General features: G+C 32.3%; 21 protein-coding genes, 1 tRNA gene and 2 pseudogenes. 2 read left to right on the plus strand and 22 right to left on the minus strand.

Annotated elements, in window-relative coordinates; translation table 11 throughout:
• Positions 1–3: 3 nt before the first annotated feature.
• The 12 genes from HL41_RS06050 to HL41_RS06105 all read right to left on the minus strand — a co-directional run bounded on the left by HL41_RS06050 (position 4) and on the right by HL41_RS06105 (position 10,887).
• The gene (locus HL41_RS06050) at positions 4–1,026 is read right to left on the minus strand and encodes a GHMP family kinase ATP-binding protein (RefSeq protein ID WP_022855400.1); all 1,023 of its coding nucleotides are present in this window, start codon (positions 1,024–1,026) and stop codon (positions 4–6) included.
• 22 nt (positions 1,027–1,048) lie between these two features.
• The gene (locus HL41_RS06055; RefSeq protein WP_038060121.1) at positions 1,049–2,209 is read right to left on the minus strand and encodes a glycosyltransferase; all 1,161 of its coding nucleotides are present in this window, start codon (positions 2,207–2,209) and stop codon (positions 1,049–1,051) included.
• Entirely contained in the window at positions 2,202–3,110 is a 909-nt protein-coding gene (locus HL41_RS06060) for a glycosyltransferase family 2 protein (RefSeq protein ID WP_022855398.1), read from the minus strand. Before HL41_RS06060 ends, HL41_RS06055 begins: the two co-directional genes overlap by 8 nt.
• Before the next feature lie 34 nt (positions 3,111–3,144).
• The gene (locus tag HL41_RS06065; RefSeq protein ID WP_144241975.1) at positions 3,145–4,101 is read right to left on the minus strand and encodes a hypothetical protein; all 957 of its coding nucleotides are present in this window, start codon (positions 4,099–4,101) and stop codon (positions 3,145–3,147) included.
• Positions 4,102–4,333: 232 nt separating this feature from the next.
• Positions 4,334–5,167, minus strand: a complete 834-nt coding sequence (locus HL41_RS06070) for a glycosyltransferase family 2 protein (RefSeq protein ID WP_022855396.1) — start codon at positions 5,165–5,167, stop codon at positions 4,334–4,336.
• Entirely contained in the window at positions 5,164–6,273 is a 1,110-nt protein-coding gene (locus HL41_RS06075) for a glycosyltransferase family protein (RefSeq protein WP_022855395.1), read from the minus strand. The genes HL41_RS06070 and HL41_RS06075 overlap by 4 nt, the downstream gene beginning before the upstream one ends.
• A gap of 3 nt (positions 6,274–6,276) precedes the next feature.
• The gene (gene wecB / locus HL41_RS06080) at positions 6,277–7,389 is read right to left on the minus strand and encodes a non-hydrolyzing UDP-N-acetylglucosamine 2-epimerase (RefSeq protein ID WP_038060120.1); all 1,113 of its coding nucleotides are present in this window, start codon (positions 7,387–7,389) and stop codon (positions 6,277–6,279) included.
• A 10-nt stretch (positions 7,390–7,399) separates the two neighbouring features.
• Positions 7,400–7,861, minus strand: coding sequence for a methyltransferase domain-containing protein (locus tag HL41_RS09555; RefSeq protein ID WP_156095568.1), 462 nt, complete (start codon positions 7,859–7,861; stop codon positions 7,400–7,402).
• A 3-nt stretch (positions 7,862–7,864) separates the two neighbouring features.
• Entirely contained in the window at positions 7,865–7,972 is a 108-nt protein-coding gene (locus HL41_RS09775) for a class I SAM-dependent methyltransferase (RefSeq protein ID WP_235181287.1), read from the minus strand.
• Between the two features lie 246 nt (positions 7,973–8,218).
• Positions 8,219–8,899: a type VII toxin-antitoxin system HepT family RNase toxin gene (hepT, locus tag HL41_RS09100; RefSeq protein ID WP_051754541.1), complete on the minus strand. Its 681-nt coding sequence runs from the start codon at positions 8,897–8,899 to the stop codon at positions 8,219–8,221.
• A 193-nt stretch (positions 8,900–9,092) separates the two neighbouring features.
• The gene (locus HL41_RS06100) at positions 9,093–10,391 is read right to left on the minus strand and encodes a lipid II flippase MurJ (protein ID WP_038060115.1); all 1,299 of its coding nucleotides are present in this window, start codon (positions 10,389–10,391) and stop codon (positions 9,093–9,095) included.
• Positions 10,392–10,707: 316 nt separating this feature from the next.
• Complete coding sequence (locus tag HL41_RS06105; protein ID WP_028843187.1) at positions 10,708–10,887, minus strand: hypothetical protein; 180 nt, start codon at positions 10,885–10,887, stop codon at positions 10,708–10,710.
• A gap of 370 nt (positions 10,888–11,257) precedes the next feature.
• On the opposite strand from HL41_RS06105, the gene HL41_RS06110 reads away from it, so the two are divergent.
• Positions 11,258–12,463 carry an IS256 family transposase gene (locus HL41_RS06110; RefSeq protein ID WP_038549575.1) on the plus strand — a complete coding sequence of 402 codons (1,206 nt, stop codon included), beginning with the start codon at positions 11,258–11,260 and terminating at the stop codon, positions 12,461–12,463.
• A 334-nt stretch (positions 12,464–12,797) separates the two neighbouring features.
• Here the strand turns inward: HL41_RS06110 and HL41_RS10005 are convergent.
• The 9 genes and pseudogenes from HL41_RS10005 to HL41_RS06135 form a co-directional block, all read right to left on the minus strand.
• Positions 12,798–13,109 (minus strand): annotated as a pseudogene (locus HL41_RS10005) (PIN domain-containing protein); the annotation flags it as partial.
• A gap of 86 nt (positions 13,110–13,195) precedes the next feature.
• On the minus strand, positions 13,196–13,411 hold the full coding sequence (locus HL41_RS06115) for a DUF2281 domain-containing protein (protein ID WP_038062919.1): 216 nt from the start codon (positions 13,409–13,411) through the stop codon (positions 13,196–13,198).
• Positions 13,412–13,983: 572 nt separating this feature from the next.
• Positions 13,984–14,130 (minus strand): hypothetical protein, encoded by a 147-nt coding sequence (locus HL41_RS09500; protein ID WP_156095590.1) that lies wholly within the window; start codon positions 14,128–14,130, stop codon positions 13,984–13,986.
• On the minus strand, positions 14,127–14,294 hold the full coding sequence (locus HL41_RS09505; protein WP_158506231.1) for a hypothetical protein: 168 nt from the start codon (positions 14,292–14,294) through the stop codon (positions 14,127–14,129). The genes HL41_RS09500 and HL41_RS09505 overlap by 4 nt, the downstream gene beginning before the upstream one ends.
• Positions 14,295–14,777: 483 nt before the next feature.
• On the minus strand, positions 14,778–15,029 hold the full coding sequence (locus tag HL41_RS06120) for a type II toxin-antitoxin system RelE family toxin (protein ID WP_038062921.1): 252 nt from the start codon (positions 15,027–15,029) through the stop codon (positions 14,778–14,780).
• Entirely contained in the window at positions 15,011–15,217 is a 207-nt protein-coding gene (locus HL41_RS06125) for a hypothetical protein (RefSeq protein ID WP_038062924.1), read from the minus strand. Before HL41_RS06125 ends, HL41_RS06120 begins: the two co-directional genes overlap by 19 nt.
• A 121-nt stretch (positions 15,218–15,338) precedes the next feature.
• A complete protein-coding gene (gene hepT / locus HL41_RS06130) occupies positions 15,339–15,683 on the minus strand; it encodes a type VII toxin-antitoxin system HepT family RNase toxin (protein WP_081856494.1) in 345 nt (114 codons plus the stop codon).
• 14 nt (positions 15,684–15,697) lie between these two features.
• Positions 15,698–15,787: pseudogene (locus HL41_RS10010) on the minus strand (DUF2281 domain-containing protein); the annotation flags it as partial.
• Between the two features lie 51 nt (positions 15,788–15,838).
• A complete protein-coding gene (locus tag HL41_RS06135; RefSeq protein ID WP_038549713.1) occupies positions 15,839–16,030 on the minus strand; it encodes a hypothetical protein in 192 nt (63 codons plus the stop codon).
• 384 nt (positions 16,031–16,414) lie between these two features.
• Between HL41_RS06135 and HL41_RS06140 the strand changes: the two genes are divergently transcribed.
• The gene (locus tag HL41_RS06140; RefSeq protein WP_038549552.1) at positions 16,415–17,620 is read left to right on the plus strand and encodes an IS256 family transposase; all 1,206 of its coding nucleotides are present in this window, start codon (positions 16,415–16,417) and stop codon (positions 17,618–17,620) included.
• A 340-nt stretch (positions 17,621–17,960) separates the two neighbouring features.
• Here the strand turns inward: HL41_RS06140 and HL41_RS06145 are convergent.
• Positions 17,961–18,032, minus strand: a tRNA-Gln gene (locus HL41_RS06145).
• Between the last annotated feature and the right edge of the window lie 14 nt (positions 18,033–18,046).

Genomic DNA, 18,046 nt, shown 5'->3' on the forward strand with positions numbered 1-18,046 from the left:
TGTTTATGCCTTCCATGTTTCCAATCCATATTTTGTAAACTGATATCTTCTGAACTCTCCGCCAAATTTTTGCAATGCTTCAATTACTTTATACCTTGTATTTTCTGGACAATAAAGCATCATAAATCCGCCACCACCTGCGCCTGATATTTTTCCTCCAATTGCTCCAGCCTTTTTAGCAGTCTCATATATTTCTTCAATCACAGGATTTGTAATACCTTCTGCCATTTGTTTTTTATACTGCCATCCATAATCTAAAATTTCTCCCACTTTATCCAGTTCACCTTTAAGTATTGCTTCCTTCATGAGTATAGCTTGTTCCTTCAGTTTATGCATTGCTTCAACTGACTTTTCCTTTTTTTCAATAACATTTTTCATTTGAGCCTCGATGATTTTTGAAGAGAGTCTACTTGTGCCTGTATAATAAAGGAGTAATCTGAATTGAAGTTCATTAATAATCTCTGGTTTTATTCTTAGTGGATTAACAATAACTCTGTCGTTATCGTAAAATTCCATAAAGTTGAACCCTCCAAATGTTGCAGCGTATTGATCTTGTTTTCCTCCAGCCATTTTAAGGTCTTTTCTCTCTATTTCAAACGCAAGATGTGCGATTTCATATTCTCCGAGCGGCAATCTAAGCCATTCTACAAATGCTCCTAAAACAGCGACAACAAGAGTTGATGAACTTCCAAGCCCAGAGCCAGGAGGAGCATCTACATAAGTTGTTAGTTCAAAAGAAAGGGGGGTTTTAGTGAAATCTCTTACAATTCTGTTGTATATCCCTTTTAGAAGATCTAATTCGCCTTCAATTTCTAAGTATTCATTTGAGTCAAGCACCACTTTTTTTTGCGTGTCTACTGAATTAAAAACTATTTTTCCGTCATCTCGTGGTTCAAGGGTTGCATAGGCATACATTGATATGGTAGCATTTAAAACTGCCCCACCATATAAATCAGAATAGGGACTTACATCGGTTCCCCCACCTGCAAGCCCAAGTCTTAAAGGTGCACAAGACCGAATTATCATGATAAGACCTCCTCAATAATCTTTAATATTTTTTTTCATAAATGGTCCAGGTGAAGTTATTTTTAATATATTCTCTCGCATTCCGTTTGATGTGTTCATATTTATCAGGATGAGCATGGATATTGTTTATTATATTTGCCATTTCCTTTGGGTCGTCAACTACTATAAAATGTTCCATATTTTTGGCACCTATGGGTTTTGCTGCCAAGGAAGAGACAACATTAACTGTTCCCAAAGCCATACACTCAAGAATTTTATTCTGAATTCCTCCTCCTGTTCTCATAGGAGCTACAACACACAAGGCAGATTTTAATATTTCATATGGATCTTCTACAAAACCAGTAATTTCAATATCTGAATATTTATCTTTTAGGGAAGTAATTTTTTTTGGAGGGTAGGCTCCAACTATAATAAATTTAATGTTTTTATTTAAATGTGGAAAAACCTTATCTATGAACCACAAAACAGCATCTATATTTGGCTGATAATTCATCTTTCCGAAAAAGGCAACATAATTTTTGTAATTTGGATTTACCTTTTCGTAAATTAGTAGATCTTCATTTACTCCATGTGGGATCCATTCAGTTTTATTTTCATTTAGAAAAAATTCTCTTTCCTCTCTATTAAAAAATAAAGTTTTGTCAAATATTTCAATACATTTTTCCTCAAATTCTAACAATTTCGCACTTTCATAGCTATAAATAAATCTCCAAAGTATTGATTTCGTATTTTGTGCACTTCTTCTATAATTTAAGCCTATAGAATCAGCCATATCTAAAATTTTAGGTTTATTTAACTCCATAACGTATTTAGCAGTTCTAACAAGTGTTGAGAAAATCAGATCATATTCGGTATAGATGGAATTTATGTATTGTTGAACATCTTTGAAATAGTAATAATTCACCTGTAAAGGTAAACCATTATATAGTGATTTCAGAGCATTCAGATAAAATTGAGTTTTTCGTTTTGGAAAAAGTTTAAATGTAATTCCAATTTCATTTGTCCAATCATAAAATTCCTTTGGTATTTCTTCTTCAACTATTGACACCAGATGAGCTTTAAAATGTTTGGAAAGAATTTTAAGTAACCAGTAGTTCTTGAGCCTATCTCCACCGATTGGCGGATATGGAAGCCGAGAAGAAAGAAAAAGAATTTTTTGTTTATTAACAATATTTCTAATCATTCTTCAATCCTTCTATTGTTCCTTTTATCCATGCTTTAATAGACTCAAAATTTTTAGAGCCTCTCAATATCTGATATATCCTAAAAGGAGTATAAAGAAAAAAATGTAAAACTAAATAATAATAAAATAAAGATCTGTCAAACAATTTTTTTCTTACTAATACATTACTTTTAGCTAAATTATATAGCACAAATGGTGTGGTTCTATATTTAATGATATCTATATCATGCCAGGCAAATGCATTAGGTACCCATAATAGTTCGAACCCTGCTTTTTTAACTCTAAGAGAATAGTCAAGATCTTCACCGTAAAAAAATAAGTTTTCATCAAAAAAACCAACTTTTTCTATAGCTTCTTTTTTTAATAAAAGAACACAACCAGTTAAAAAATCAACTTTTTTTGGTTGAAGAATTTTGAAAAATGAAAAATCTACTGTTTTATTTTTATAAGGAATATCAATGCCCATAGTTAGTTTATTAAAATACCCCCCCGTATGCCAGACTTTATTTGGATATTTTTCATAAAAAATGGTTGGTCCTGCTAATAATGCTTTTTTGTCTTTTTCTAAAGCATTAATAAGCAACGGGAGACAATTTTTATCTAAATATGCGTCGTCGTTTAAAAGTAAAATATAATCTGTTTTATTTTCTATAGCAATTTTAATTCCTTGATTAACTGCTTTAGAAAATCCTAAGTTTGTTTTATTATTTATAAAAAATATGTTGTTATATATTTCTAATTTATTTTTCAAACCATTGAATATTTTAATATTTTCACTATTATCGATTAATATTATTTCTATGTTTAAATCATTATTCATAACAGATTCAACTGCTTTAATTACAGAATTTACCTTATTGTAAGATACAATGATTACATAAATTTTGTTTTGTATTTTCATTTATACTCCTATCGACTGAACTACATTTTTAAATTTAATTTTTAAATTTAGAGTCCCAAAAATATCCCATCATTAACCAATAAATAAAATTTACAAAATAAAATTCTGTTGTATTTGATCCTATCATATTAATACTTAACCCCAGCAATGATAAATATACCGTTAATCTATTAATAGACATTTTATATAAATAAAAACCTCTTAATACAAGGTATATGAAGAATCTAATATAAAATGGAATTAAAATTATACCAGTTTCACTCAATATCCTGAAATAATCTCCATCTAGAACAGGTAAATAATCATTTTCTAAATTAAGAATTCTTCTTACTTGTCCTACAGTACCTAAACCAGTACCAGAGGGAATTGATAAAAAGTTATTTAGTCCATTTCTCCATAATGAAGATCTCTCCTCTATTGCTTCTCCTTTTATAAGAGAAACAAATCTCTCTAATAGAAAATCTATATAATATTCCAAAACTGATGTTATAATCATTAATATTAAAACTGGAAAAATAATTAACAGAAAAATTAAATAAAGTTTTTTTTTGCTCTGGATATTTTGATTTATAGCAAGATAAGCAAGTATTAAAATATTATAAATGAATAAACTTATCCAAACACTTCTTTGCATTGTAAATATATCAACAAAATAAAAGATAAATAATAAAATAATATACTCTTTTTTGAATCTTAAAATAACCATATTTAAAACAAAAACTGAAACTATTGTCATTAATGCTCCTAAAACTAAAGAACCAGATACACTAGACATTCTAAAAGCCATTACTCCTTCATATAAAATTGACCTTATATCTTCAAGAAAACTGGGTAAAGGGAAAAAACCATAAAGTAATATAGCTATAAGAGAATGAACAAAACCAACAAAAACAATTGATATAACTACAAAATTAAACGGAATAATTCTACTGTAAAAGTATCCAATCATAGGTATTAAAAAAGTTGCTACACCAAAAATAGTAACTTCCAAAGATACTGTTTTCAAAATAAAGACGGATATTGGTATGTATAATATTAGTAAAAAAAAGGAAATTAAAAAAGGTATATCCATATGTGATAGGTATAATTTATTTTTCCTAAAAATTAAATATATAAAAAATATTATTGGTATATAAAAAGAGTAATACAAGCTATTTCCTGTAACCTTTGCTACCCCTGGAAGTAAAGAGTAAAATGTCAACAATAAACTTAATATATAAATTTTATTTATCTTTATTGTCATTTTTTGTATCTCGAATATTTTTACTAAGTTCTTTATATAATTTAATAACTTCTTCTTCATTAGGTAAATTACTTTTAGCAATTGCAGTTGCCCGATAAAAAGCCATTGCCAAAGATAAATATAAACCTATCCATCCATCTTTATATCCTTTTTTATATATAAATCTTCCAAAAAATTCACGGCAAATATGATAGAGTATCTTTATAGCAGGTTTTCCTTTATAGTTATATTTTGTTGAAAAGGTTTCGAAATCAGTATAAGTATTTAATTTTTCAATAAAATGCCGAACACTATTGTAATTAAAATGAATTATGGATGACTCTTTATCAATAATTTTACCTACTCTTGCTTTTGGATTTATTTTTATAAAATTATGTACTTCCGAGCCATAGGTGAGAAATCCTTTTTTAAAAAAACGCGCTATGACATCTTGATCATATCCCCAAGCTCCTCCTAGTAATTCTTTTCCAAAAAAGAAATTCCGTCTTGAAATCAATACTACATCAAAAATATCTTTATCTGCTATTTCTTTCAATCTTATTTTCAATTTTTTCGGGATTAATTCATCCGAATCTAGAGCCAAGATCCAATCATACGAACACTTAGATAACCCGTAATTCCTAGCAGGATCTGCATAACCAAGATATTCGTGCATATAAATTTTTGCTCCAAATTCTTGAGCAATTTCTATTGTTCTATCAGTGCTGTACATATCTATAATTACAATTTCATCACACCATTCTACACTTGATAAACATTCCCTTAAATATTTTTCTGAATTATATGTATGGATAACACAGGATATTTTACTCATTTATAAGCTTCCAATATTTGGAAAATATTTTTAGCCCGTATTTCCCATGTATTTTTCATGAGAAACTGAAGAGCTTCCCGTTTTGAAAATTTAAGATAATTATTTTTTGTCAAAAATTCGATAGTATTTTTTAAATCTTTATAATCATTATAGAAATAAACAAATTTTCTAAATTTCTCCATCTCTTTATAATAAATTGAAACTATATTTTTACCAAAACTAATATATTCATATATTTTTACTGGATCTACAGACAAAATTAATTCATTTAAGATAAAAGGCATGATTAATACATCATAATCTTTAACAAATGATAATAAATTACTATGAGGTATAATCCCATTATAAATAAGTCTTTTATGCTTAGGTATATCGACTTCACAGGGACCTACTAAAGTAACGGTAATATTAGGCAAATCATCCAAAAGTTTTAAAATCTTTTCAAAGTCAAACCAATATGATATCGTTCCAACATAAAGCAGTTTAAAATATTTTTTATTTTTAACTATATAATTATTATCTGTATTATCTGTATTTATATAACTATTTTCAAATTCACGAATAAGACCTGAAGAAATAGCATTATTTATCACATAAATTTCTTTCTTGTAGCCTCTTTTTTTTATTACATTTTTTAAGTTATCGCTACTGACAAAAACTATATCTGCTATACTAAGAAGTTCATGTTCTAATTTAAGAATTTTATTTCTTTCAATATCATCTTTTATTCCAATATTATCATCCATACAATCATAAATTATTTTACTTTTTTTAAATCTATTCTTTATAAAATTAACATATGTTGGTGAAGTTAACCAAACATAATCATAATTATTATCAAACATTCGAAATTGCAATTTTAAAATTGTGTCATTAATGATCCTACCAAACAAAGTATTTCTAAACCTTTGGTGAGGTAATCTATATAAAGCAACAAACCTGTTTATATTGTTTTTTTGATTATGTACTAATAATTTTCTTCTATACCCATAAGTATAGACAACAGTTAAATCATAAAATTTTGCCAATTCTTCAGCTAAAAATTGCGGTCTTTGTTTTATCCAATTCCAATCAATATGCATAACATACAACATTTTTTTCTTCATATATCAAAGTACCTCTTTTATTATATCTCTTATTCTATTACTTGCTTTTCCATCTCCATAAGGATTAATTGCTTTTGCCATATTATTATACTCAACTTCATTAGTTAATAAGACAGATACTTCTTTTATTATCTTTTCCTTGTCAGTTCCTACAAGTTTAGCTGTTCCCGCTTTTATACCTTCTGTCCTTTCAGTTATTTCTCTCATAACTAAAACAGGTTTACCTAAGGCAGGAGCTTCCTCTTGTATCCCACCTGAGTCTGTTAGTACTAAATAAGATTTATTCATAAGCCAAATAAAATAAGGATACGATAATGGTTTTATGAGATGTATCCTTTTATTACTCTTTAAAATTTTATACACAGGTTTTCTAACATTTGGATTTAAATGTACAGGGTACACAATTTCTACATCGTCATAATTTTCAGCTATTTCTTTTATTGCATAACATATATTTTTAAAAGGCTCTCCAAAACTTTCTCGCCTATGTCCGGTTACAAGAATTATTTTTTTTGAAAAATCAATAAAATTAAAATATTCATAATATTTTTGTTCACCTTCTTTCTTTATAATTTCTAAACCTAAAAATAAAGCATCTATTACTGTATTTCCAACAACATAAACATTTTTCTTAATGTTTTCTTTATACAAATTTTCCTTTGCTTTTTTTGTAGGAGCAAAATGGTAATCTGCAAGATGTCCAATTAAAACTCTTTTCATCTCTTCAGGAAACGGAGAATATTTGTTATAACTTCTTAAACCTGCCTCTATATGAGCTATTTTCGCTTTTGCATAATACCCTGCAAGTGCACCTACAAATGCAGTAGTAGTATCACCTTGAATAAATATTAGGCTTGGTTTTTCTATTTTTATTACTTTTTCTAATTCTTTAATTATACTTGCTGTTATATTGTAAAGAGTTTGATTTGGTTTCATTATGTTTAAATCATAATCAGGTTTTATGTCAAAAAAATTTAATACCTGATCCAACATTTCTCTATGCTGCCCTGTGACGCATACTTTAACTTCAAATTCGTTATGTTTTTCAAATTTTTTAATCACAGGAGCCATCTTAATTGCTTCAGGACGAGTACCGAAAATAAAAAGTATTTTCATATTCTCTTTTCTAGCTTAAATTAATATTATATTTATTATCTAAGTTACCGAAAAGTTTTTTCTCAACAAAAAGATAAATTTCTTTTCTTGGAAAGTCTGGTTGGAAAACTTTTATATCTCTGAATCCAGCAAGCTTCAGGGCATTCTCTAAAGCTTTATGAGAAAATCTCAAAAAGTGATGAGGTGGATAGTCAATCAAGGAGTCTTTCCTGATTAAAATCTCTGCAAAAAAACTCTCCCTATTTGGCACACTTCCACCTATATATCCACCTTCGTTTAAAAGCTCCCTAACCATCCTCAGAAACTCCATAGGTCTGTCCTGATGCTCAAGGACTTCAAAGAAGGTAATAACATCAAACTTAAGGTTTCTCTCTCTGGCAAAGTGATAAAACTCTTCTAAGCTCATGGCATAAACAGTGTCCACCCCAAGATTTCTTTTTACAGCCTCCACGCTTTTTCTGTCAAAGTCTATACCCTAGACTTCAAAGCCATGCCTTTGGGCTTCTTTTAGAAAAACTCCATCGCCACAGCCCACATCAAGGAGTTTGCCTTTTATGTGCTTGGGAATATGTTCAAAAAACATTCTGTGGTTCTCACCTATCCTTAATCTCGGTGCTTCATGAAAGGCAATATAGCTTTCAAATACCTCACTCTCATAAAACTCCGGGATTATCTACAACGGCTCCCACCAGTGAAGGTCGCAGATGGGACACTCGTATTTTTTGTATTCCTGCCTGTTGTAAGGGCTCGTGTATGTCTCCGCGTGGGTTTCAACCGCTGTTTGACAGACTGGACAGCTTGGCATACTAAACCCCCGTTATATCATAAACTAACCCTCAAGCAAGCTCTCAAGCTTTTCTATCACCTGCCCTAATATATCTTTCATCTTCAGATAGTTTTGGTAGACCTCCTCATGGGATAACTCAAGGTATTCATGGGCAAGGACGTTGCGGAAAGCTTCCAGGCCTTTTAGCTTTTCAAAGAGGTCCTTGTCTATAATGCCTTTACCGTAAGCGTTTCTTATTATGTCTTCGTAGCTGTCGCTTACCACCTGAAACTTGCCTGCCAGTACGTGGTCAAGGATGTCAAGGATGCTTTCCGCTATGAGAAAAAGCAACCTTTCCACTGAGTAATGTAGCCACCTGCTTTTTGTGTAATCTTCAAAGCTCAGGTCTCCAAGGTCTAAAAGGTCTTTTCTGTACTCCTTTAACTTTCCCAACCTACTTATGAAGTATCCTTTGTTTATTCTTCTGTGTTTTTCAAGGTATAGGGCATAGTCGTAAAAGTTTTTCTTGGCTTTGAGTTCATAGTCGTTTAAGATGTCTGCATCCCTGTAGAAAAGCACCTTGCCGTATTTTATGACCTCAAACTGAAGCACAGGGTTAGCCCTGTTGAGCCACACAAGGTCAACCCTGTCAGACCTAAGGCTTGAAGTTAATTCTCCGTAAAGTTGATAGGAATCTTTCCAGCTAAAGTCCTTGGTGGTGTAGAAGGCTAAATCATGAGGCATATTAATTGGTTTTGTCCCTTTCCACCTTTCTCTTACACCCAAGGCTTAACTCCTCTTGTTGAGGATTATACCAGAAAAACTATAAAGTGTAAAGAACAACTCACACCAATAGATACCAGATTAAAGGCCTTGAGAACCTTCTTAAAAGACACAAAAACTACCTTTGTCTTCTTCCCAAATTTAGCGTTTCTACTTAGTTAGCAAGTTTTCTTAAAAACCAAAAAGATAGTCCGCAAAGTACTATGTGAGCAAAAAAGGTCCCAAGGCAGATACCAATAATACCAAGCTTTAAAACCATAACAAAATAATACTTTAAAACAATGTTTACTAAAATACCTGCAAGTGCTACAAAGAAAACCTGAGAGAATTCGTTTTTTATCTGAAAGGTTCTAAAGAAAACTGGCCAGAGAATAACAAAAGGTAGAGAAAGAGCATAAAACCTTGTAGCCATGGCTGTAAGACTTGCGTCTGTTTGAGTGAAAGCTCCATGTCTGAAAAAAAGGATTACAAGCATGTCTGAAAAAATAAAGAAAAAAAGAGCAAAAGCACTTCCAAGTAAAATAAGCTTTTTCGTGTAAAACATTAATTTTTCCCATGCACCTCCTACTTCTGAAAGTGAAGTTATAGCTATATGCTCAAACTTTATAATCCCTCTGGGAACAAAAGCAAGCATTGAACCATAAGTAAGAGCAGATACCCCTTTCTCCCCAACAACCGAGGCAAAGGCCCTGTCTGCCAGCACAAAAAGGTGAAAAACCCCATATAGAGCAAGAAGCATCAAAAATTGCTTAAACATAACCAAAACTCTTCCGTCATAAAAAAACCTAAACCTCAAATGTGTTCTTGCTAAATAAGCAAGGTACAAAGTTGAAAGGGCTTGAGCCAAAGAAAAACTTACTGGTATCACCCTAACATCACGCCACAAATAAAGGCCTAACCCAATAAAAAGAAAACTGAAAAAGGAAAATATAAACTCTCCCAAAAAATAAGAAGTAAAAAGCCTCTGACTTCTAAGTACAGCACCAAAGTGATGAAAAAAGAAAGAACAAAATAAATAAGGAAGTAAAAGGAGGAAAGAGCTTTTAGTGTACTCAAGTGCATACTCTTTAAAACCAAAAGGAACTTTAAGAAGAAGAGGCAAGGTAAAAAAGGCTAAAGCCGTAAGACTTATGGCGAGAACACCTGTAAAGGTAAGTAAAAGCCCTGCAAGGCTTTCAAACTCTTTCATGTCCTTTAGCCTTGCTTGTACAAGGTTGGGAACACCGATTGAGTCAAACACATCAACGAAGATCAAAAAAACACCAAGTAAAGATAAGGCCATAAAGAAACCATCGGTTTGATAAGAAAACCCGAGAAAAATCGCTATGGCTAAGTTTTTTAAATAACCAAAACCTCTTGCAAGTATATTGATAAAAGAACTTCTTAAAACTGCATCAAAAACTCTCTCAGGTTTAAAAAAATCAAAAAGAGTTTTCCAGAAAAGAAGTTTCATGTTTTGTTTTTAACCTTACCCATAGATTTAATTAAGCACCGTTATAACTATACCAACACTAATCCTCAGTTTCAAGAGATTATCTTTAAATTGTGAACTCAAAGAGTTAAAGATTTAATAAATCACAAGATTAAGATACAATTAAATATCCGACTACACTATTTTCTTTTTACCAAATAACTTGATAAAACAACCTTCGTTCAAAAACGAGGACAACCGAGGTAACCAGTATTATTTAATTTCCAGGGCATCAAAGAAATTAAATATTTCTATAAAGAGTAAACAACCCTCTTAACCATGTTTTGAGAACTCTATTTTAAATTTTTCCACTTAATTGTTTCCCCTTTTCTACATTCATCTTTAGCCTTTTCAATCTCTTCTTTTCCTCAGCGGTAAGTAAGGAAACATCAACTTCAACCGTTGTCTTCCAGAATATGTCTATTAACACATCTTCAGGTAATGTCTTCAAAAGATTAATGATTGTATATTCCGGCATAGAAAATGTCTAATGTAATCCTCAAAGCTCAGGTCTCCTAATTCCAAAAGGTCTCTTCGGTATTCTTTAAGCTTTTCTAACCTTCTTAGAATACTTTCCTTTCTATAGACCATCCCTGCTTGCCCTTCTATGCTTTTCAAGGTATATGACGTAATCATAGTAGTCCTTCCAGCTAAAATCTTTAGTGGTGTAAATGGCTAAAACAAGATCGGAATCTTTAATACTTTTGCCTTTGGTTAAAGAACGGGAGTAGAATATAAATTGTGTCTTTTAATAAAATATTTTAGAGGCATAATAAAAATTTTTAATATTTTTTAAATTAATGATAACATAAAACCTAAAAGACTAAACTAACCAGGAGGTCTGTAAAATGGAAAACTTAGACTTAGATTTAGAAAAAGTTTTAAGTGAAATCTCAAAAATTGAATCAAAAGAGGGTATCAAAATGGCTGCTGCACTCCTCTTAAACGCTCTCATGAAAAAAGAAAGAGAAATATTCCTTAGAGATAGTATTGATAATAAAGCTAATGGTTACTATGAAAGACAACTTGCCTGTTTCTTAGGTAACCTTGGTATCTCTGTCCCAAGAGATAGAAAATCTGAATTCAGACCTGCTATTCTTCCTCCTGAATGGCAAAAAGCTGATGAATCCTTCCAGGACTTTATCCTTAACCTCGTTCTCCAAAGCTACTCCCCCAATAAAATCAAAGCCCTCTTGCAATCTATGAAACTCCCCTACTCCCCAGAACAAATAGAAGAAATTAAAGAAGAATTGTATAACCAAGCCAAAGAATTAAAAACCAAAGAATTGCCAGAAAATTTGTTTGCTATGTTTATAGACGCTTATCATACTCAGATAAAAGATACCGAAGCCAACAGAATCAGAAAAGCAGTTATTTATAATATCATCGGGATAGATATGGAGGGAAGAAAAAATTTACTTTCTTATTACATTTATTTTGGTTCAGAGACGAAGGAGGACTGGCTCCAGATACTTAATGATTTGATAAAGAGGGGAGTTAAGAGGGTTATGGTAATAGTGAGTGATGATTTTCCTGGCCTTACTCAAGCCATAAAAGCCCTCTTTCCTGAGACAGATCATCAGCTTTGTTTTGTACACATGCAAAGGAACATCAACAGGAACATGTCTAAGCAGGATGCTAAAAAATTTTATGAGGAGTTAAGCATTATAAAGAGGATAGAGGAGTATGAGAGGGCCTTAAATAGATTTGAGGAATTATGTAAGAGTTATGAGAAGAAGTATCCAGCTTATATAAAGGGACTTTTGAAAAAGAAGGAGCATTATTTTGTTTATAAGAAATATCCTGAGGGGGTGAGGAGGTATATATACACGACGAATGTGGTTGAGAATATAAATAGCAGGATAGAGCTGATAAGGGTAAATACAGGGGGATATTTTCAATCAATCAAGACAGCAGAGGTTGCGATATACATAACAGTAAGTCGGATTCAGAAAACGAGATGGCAAAAACCACTTCCTTTAATTAAGTCTGCTTTATACGAATTGAGGCAAATGTTTGTAAAGAGATTTTATAAGGAGACACAATTCTCTTGACAAGTGTCTAAAGAACCAAAAATATAGGCAATAAAAACCTTAGAATTTTTTATTAGAGTTTCTTCTCATGTGCTTAACGCTAAATCAGGGAGCATATTAGACTCCTTTTTCGTATTATATACGAAAGACTGCAAAGAGTAAAGAACTGCTCCTACCAGTGAAGGTTACAGACAGAGCATTTGTTTTTTGTATTTTTGCTGGTTGTGAAGGCTTTTATAGGTTTTGGCGTGAGTTGCTACTTCAGTTTGACAAATAGGGCAACTGGGTGAGATTATCGTTTGCTTAGCCTATCAACTATGACATGGAACTTTTTTACTTGTAATAGTAAACGTATCTAATCAAGCAATTCTGCTGGTGTTTTTCGTCCTTTTATCGTGTTATCAAAATCGCTATCAAAACTAACTATAGTAAGTCCATAATACTCAGAAAGAGCGTATTGATATGCATCATCAAAATCAAGATTAAATTGTTGTGCATATTTTATAATTCGGTCAAATTCCCTAAATGGGAGAGTTATTAGTGTAGCTATACCTCCAATGATAATATCGTCAAAAAACTTTTTAAATATCTCGTGTTGTCTTCTGCGAAACAGTAATATCCCAATGGAATGAAGAGAAAAATCAGAAATAAAAAAATCATACTTATTTGTATTAGATAAAAGTAAAAGAGCCTCTTTAGATTTTTCTTATGATAATAAGATTTCGATAAAAATGTTAGTATCAAGTAAAAGTTTCACGATTTGCCACTTCGCCAATCTAAAATTTTATGTTGAAGTTCCACAGAGGTATAACTATCTCGTAAATCCTCTAAAGCTCCTGCCCATTCAAAAGTTGGTGGTTTGATTGGTTTTTTTCTCTTTGTCAATAAAAATTCAATAAAGTCTTCTACTACCTGATATAGATCGGGAGGAAGCTGATCTATTAATTCCTTAAGTTTTGAAGATTGCATAATAAAATTACTTTAGCCGATTCGGAGGATTTTTCAAGTACTAAGGACAATTTTTTGTATTTTCAAAGAGTTAAAGATTTCATACATCACAAGATTAAGATACAATTAAATATCCGACTACACTATTTTCTTTTTACCAAATAACTTGATAAAACAACCTTCGTTCAAAAACGAGGACAACCGAGGTAACCAGTATTATTTAATTTCCAGGGCATCAAGGAAATTAAATAGCTCTGTAAAGAGTGAACAACACTCTTACCCATTCATAGTTTCAAGGGCTCTCTTTAGATTAAAGTTAGAAACAATTAAAAACTTAAGGATTTGTTTATGTAGGCTTAACCAACCTTAAATTTTTCAGTCCATTTTTGAAAAATTCTTCTTCATAAAAAGTTATCAGCGGTAACATGTTTTGAACTAATTCCTCTTTTTTCATCTTCCTTAACGCCTTCTCCCCAAATTTTTCTATTAAATCCCAGTTGACAAGACCCTGGATTAACCTTTCGAAAAAAACTAATTGTTATAGTCCTCTATCAGCTAATTTATGCCAGATTCTTCAAGATACTCCATAGTGTTTATTTAATTGTGTCTGCCAATTTAGGGTAAGAAGCCTCCCTCCTAAAAATAGGAATTACTTTTAATACCAAATATACCACCTTGTAAACTGAATCCCCCCATGAAAATACCTCTATCACCTTAGCCCTCATCAAGATCTCCTTCACAAGCCTCTCTCATTGATTCGTCGTATCACCTCAAAAACTGCCTCTATCGCCCTTACATGCCCATCATACCTATTGCCTTCCTTAAATTCATGATAAACTATCAAAGGCACCTCTTTAAAGGCCGTAATCATGGGTCTATACCCACGAAATCCCTTGTAAGTCATCTTGGGATGTCTGTTTTTCTGCTTGTATGTTGCCAGGTGATGTAACCTCTGTTTGAACCAGGTAAAGGCATATGTTGGTCTATTAAGGTTTTTATTCCAGAATTTTTGAGGAAGGCATCAACAAGAGCAAGTCCTGAACGAGGGGTGATAGGTTCGTTAGTTTTTAGGATTTTGAAGTGATTTAGAAAATTTTTTAACCCAATAGGTGATATTATAAATCGTTTAGAGCAATTGAAAAATAGGGAGATTATGGATGATTATAAATTTTTATCGGCAATTTAGGGTAAAGAGGCCATTTCTCCATTCCACAGGGCGGTTAACTTTTGCGACCTTTAGAAGACCTCTCTTCAAAGCTTTCTTGCCTTTTCTATCCATTTTTTCTATTATCATCTGAACATTCTGCTTAACGCTTCCATAAGTTGCCCATCTGCCATACATCCGAGCAAATCCGAAACCTCTACTATATATACTTTGGAAGATTCTTTATTTATAAACATCTCCTCTTGCGCCTATTTTTGTAACCAAAATAGTATTCTCAATGATTGTAAATAGAATCCTGTATTTGCCAACTCTAATTCTATAACAATCTTTCTCTCCCAAAATTGGTTTTATATCTAACTGTTGACCTTCAGAAAGTTTTGTTAAGACTAAATCAATCAATACCTTATAATCTTTAGGTAATTTTTTATAATCCTTTGCAGCGTTCTTTGAGAACTCTATTTTAAATTTTCCCACTTAATTGTTTCCCCTTTTCCATATTCATCTTTAGCCTTTTTAATCTCTTCTTTTTCCTCAGCGGTAAGCGGGGAAACATCAACTTCAACTATTGTCTTCCAGAATATGTCTATTAATACATCTTCAGGTAATGTCTTCAAAAGATTAATGATTGCATCTTCCGGCATAAAAACTGTCCTTAGATTCATAATTCACCACCTCCTGCAATTTTTAATACCTTTATATTTAAGTTTAATTTTCAAACTTAGCTCCTCAACTAAAGCCTGACCGATGGGTCAACTTAGCACTTCTTTTCTCCTCAGATATTTATTATACCACAATTCTTTCCAGATGCTCTATTACCTGGTCTATCATACCCTTAATCCTCAGATAGTTTCTGTATACCTCTTCGTGAGAAAGTTCAAGATACTCATGGACAAGGACGTTGCGAAAGGCACCAAGTCCCTTTAGCTTTTCAAAAAGCTCCTCGTCTACGATGCCTTCTCTGTATGCGTTTTTTATTATCTCTTCGTAGCTATCGCTTACCACTTGGAACTTGCCTGCCAGAAGGTGGTCAAGGATGTCAAGGATGCATTCTTCCATAAGGAAAAGTAGCCTCTCAATTGTGTAGTGTAGCCACTTAGTTTTAATGTAATCCTCAAAGCTGAAGTATATTTAAGACGCAATTTCCCGCGCTCTCTTTTAACTTTCTTCTCCCGCAAAAACTCAACAAAATCTCTCACCTCTTCCTGAGGTTCGAGCGGTAATTTTTCTATCAATTCTTTTAAGCTTTACATTTTATCACCCTCATTTTTTAAAATTTCCTATAATTATATTATAAATCCTTCGTCAATCTTTTCATAGTCTATTTGCCAGTAAGCATGGCTACCAAGTTTTTTCTCTACAAAGGCACCTATCTTCTTAAGCCTTTCTAAACACTCAATGAGGTGCTTAAAATCCCCTTGGTCGTATAAAATCAAGTGACTGCGGTATATTTCAAGAAAAAGTGGATGGGAACCCACAAAAGGAGAAAGTTTTTCATATAAAACTTTGCCAAAAATTTTTGCTCATAGTGTTTATTTAATTGTGTCTGCCAATTTAGGGTAAGAAGCCTCCCTCCTAAAAATAGGAATTACTTTTTAATACCAAATATACCACCTTGTAAACTGAATCCCCCCATGAAAATACCTCTATCACCTTAGCCCTCATCAAGATCTCCTTCACAAGCCTCTCTCATTGATTCGTCGTATCACCTCAAAAACTGCCTCTATCGCCCTTACAGGGAGTAGAATATAAATTGTGTCTTTTAATAAAATATTTTAGAGGCATAATAAAAATTTTTAATATTTTTTAAATTAATGATAACATAAAACCTAAAAGACTAAACTAACCAGGAGGTCTGTAAAATGAAAAACTTAGACTTAGATTTAGAAAAAGTTTTAAGTGAAATCTCAAAAATTGAATCAAAAGAGGGTATCAAAATGGCTGCTGCACTCCTCTTAAACGCTCTCATGAAAAAAGAAAGAGAAATATTCCTTAGAGATAGTATTGATAATAAAGCTAATGGTTACTATGAAAGACAACTTGCCTGTTTCTTAGGTAACCTTGGTATCTCTGTCCCAAGAGATAGAAAATCTGAATTCAGACCTGCTATTCTTCCTCCTGAATGGCAAAAAGCTGATGAATCTTTCCAGGACTTTATCCTTAACCTCGTTCTCCAAAGCTACTCCCCCAATAAAATCAAAGCCCTCTTGCAATCTATGAAACTTCCCTACTCTCCAGAACAAATAGAAGAAATTAAAGAAGAATTGTATAACCAAGCCAAAGAATTAAAAACCAAAGAATTGCCAGAAAATTTGTTTGCTATGTTTATAGACGCTTATCATACTCAGATAAAAGATACCGAAGCCAACAGAATCAGAAAAGCAGTTATTTATAATATCATCGGAATAGATATGGAGGGAAGAAAAAATTTACTTTCTTATTACATTTATTTTGGTTCAGAGACGAAGGAGGACTGGCTCCAGATACTTAATGATTTGATAAAGAGGGGAGTTAAGAGGGTTATGGTAATAGTGAGTGATGATTTTCCTGGCCTTGCTCAAGCCATAAAAGCCCTTTTTCCTGAGACAGATCATCAGCTTTGTTTTGTACACATGCAAAGGAACATCAACAGGAACATGTCTAAGCAGGATGCTAAAAAATTTTATGAGGAGTTAAGCATTATAAAGAGGATAGAGGAGTATGAGAGGGCCTTAATTAGATTTGAGGAATTATGTAAGAGTTATGAGAAGAAGTATCCAGCTTATATAAAGGGACTTTTGAAAAAGAAGGAGCATTATTTTGTTTATAAGAAATATCCTGAGGGGGTGAGGAGGTATATATACACGACGAATGTGGTTGAGAATATAAATAGCAGGATAGAGCTGATAAGGGTAAATACAGGGGGATATTTTCAATCAATCAAGACAGCAGAGGTTGCGATATACATAACAGTAAGTCGGATTCAGAAAACGAGATGGCAAAAACCACTTCCTTTAATTAAGTCTGCTTTATACGAATTGAGGCAAATGTTTGTAAAGAGATTTTATAAGGAGACACAATTCTCTTGACAAGTGTCCCCTTACATGCCCATCATCCCTATTGCCTTCCTTAAATTTATGATAAACTATCAAAGGCACTCTTTAAAGGCCGTAATCATAAGTCTATCTCCACGAAATCCCTTGTAAGTCATCTTGGGATGTCTGTTTTTCTGCTTGTATGTTGCAAGGTGCTGTAACCTCTGTTTGAACCAGGTAAAGATTTTATAAATCGTTTAGACATATTGGAAAATGGGAAAACATGAATATAAATTATAAATTTCTATCGGCAATTTAGGAAATGTATATTTTTTTAAAATGTGTGCCGTTGTGTGCAGAATTTAGAGGAGTATTCTGAAATTCAGGAAACAAGCTGGGGGAGGAGGACTCGAACCTCCACTCGTGGATCCAGAGTCCACTGTCCTGCCAATTAGACGATCCCCCAACCGTCTGTATAAA

It is taken from the genome of Thermodesulfobacterium commune DSM 2178 (assembly GCF_000734015.1).
In the GTDB taxonomy this organism is placed as follows: domain Bacteria; phylum Desulfobacterota; class Thermodesulfobacteria; order Thermodesulfobacteriales; family Thermodesulfobacteriaceae; genus Thermodesulfobacterium; species Thermodesulfobacterium commune.

Excerpts from the sequence above, each read along its gene's own strand:
- HL41_RS06050 (WP_022855400.1), bottom strand. The coding sequence starts at position 1,026 with ATGATAATTCGGTCTTGTGCACCTTTAAGACTTGGGCTTGCAGGTGGG.
- HL41_RS06055 (WP_038060121.1), bottom strand. The coding sequence starts at position 2,209 with ATGATTAGAAATATTGTTAATAAACAAAAAATTCTTTTTCTTTCTTCT.
- HL41_RS06060 (WP_022855398.1), bottom strand. The coding sequence starts at position 3,110 with ATGAAAATACAAAACAAAATTTATGTAATCATTGTATCTTACAATAAG.
- HL41_RS06070 (WP_022855396.1), bottom strand. The coding sequence starts at position 5,167 with ATGAGTAAAATATCCTGTGTTATCCATACATATAATTCAGAAAAATAT.
- HL41_RS06075 (WP_022855395.1), bottom strand. The coding sequence starts at position 6,273 with ATGAAGAAAAAAATGTTGTATGTTATGCATATTGATTGGAATTGGATA.
- wecB (WP_038060120.1), bottom strand. The coding sequence starts at position 7,389 with ATGAAAATACTTTTTATTTTCGGTACTCGTCCTGAAGCAATTAAGATG.
- HL41_RS09775 (WP_235181287.1), bottom strand. The coding sequence starts at position 7,972 with ATGTTTTTTGAACATATTCCCAAGCACATAAAAGGCAAACTCCTTGAT.
- hepT (WP_051754541.1), bottom strand. The coding sequence starts at position 8,899 with ATGCCTCATGATTTAGCCTTCTACACCACCAAGGACTTTAGCTGGAAA.
- HL41_RS06100 (WP_038060115.1), bottom strand. The coding sequence starts at position 10,391 with ATGAAACTTCTTTTCTGGAAAACTCTTTTTGATTTTTTTAAACCTGAG.
- HL41_RS06105 (WP_028843187.1), bottom strand. The coding sequence starts at position 10,887 with ATGCCGGAATATACAATCATTAATCTTTTGAAGACATTACCTGAAGAT.
- HL41_RS06110 (WP_038549575.1), top strand. The coding sequence starts at position 11,258 with ATGGAAAACTTAGACTTAGATTTAGAAAAAGTTTTAAGTGAAATCTCA.
- HL41_RS06115 (WP_038062919.1), bottom strand. The coding sequence starts at position 13,411 with ATGCAATCTTCAAAACTTAAGGAATTAATAGATCAGCTTCCTCCCGAT.
- HL41_RS09505 (WP_158506231.1), bottom strand. The coding sequence starts at position 14,294 with ATGACTTACAAGGGATTTCGTGGGTATAGACCCATGATTACGGCCTTT.
- HL41_RS06125 (WP_038062924.1), bottom strand. The coding sequence starts at position 15,217 with ATGAATCTAAGGACAGTTTTTATGCCGGAAGATGCAATCATTAATCTT.
- HL41_RS06140 (WP_038549552.1), top strand. The coding sequence starts at position 16,415 with ATGAAAAACTTAGACTTAGATTTAGAAAAAGTTTTAAGTGAAATCTCA.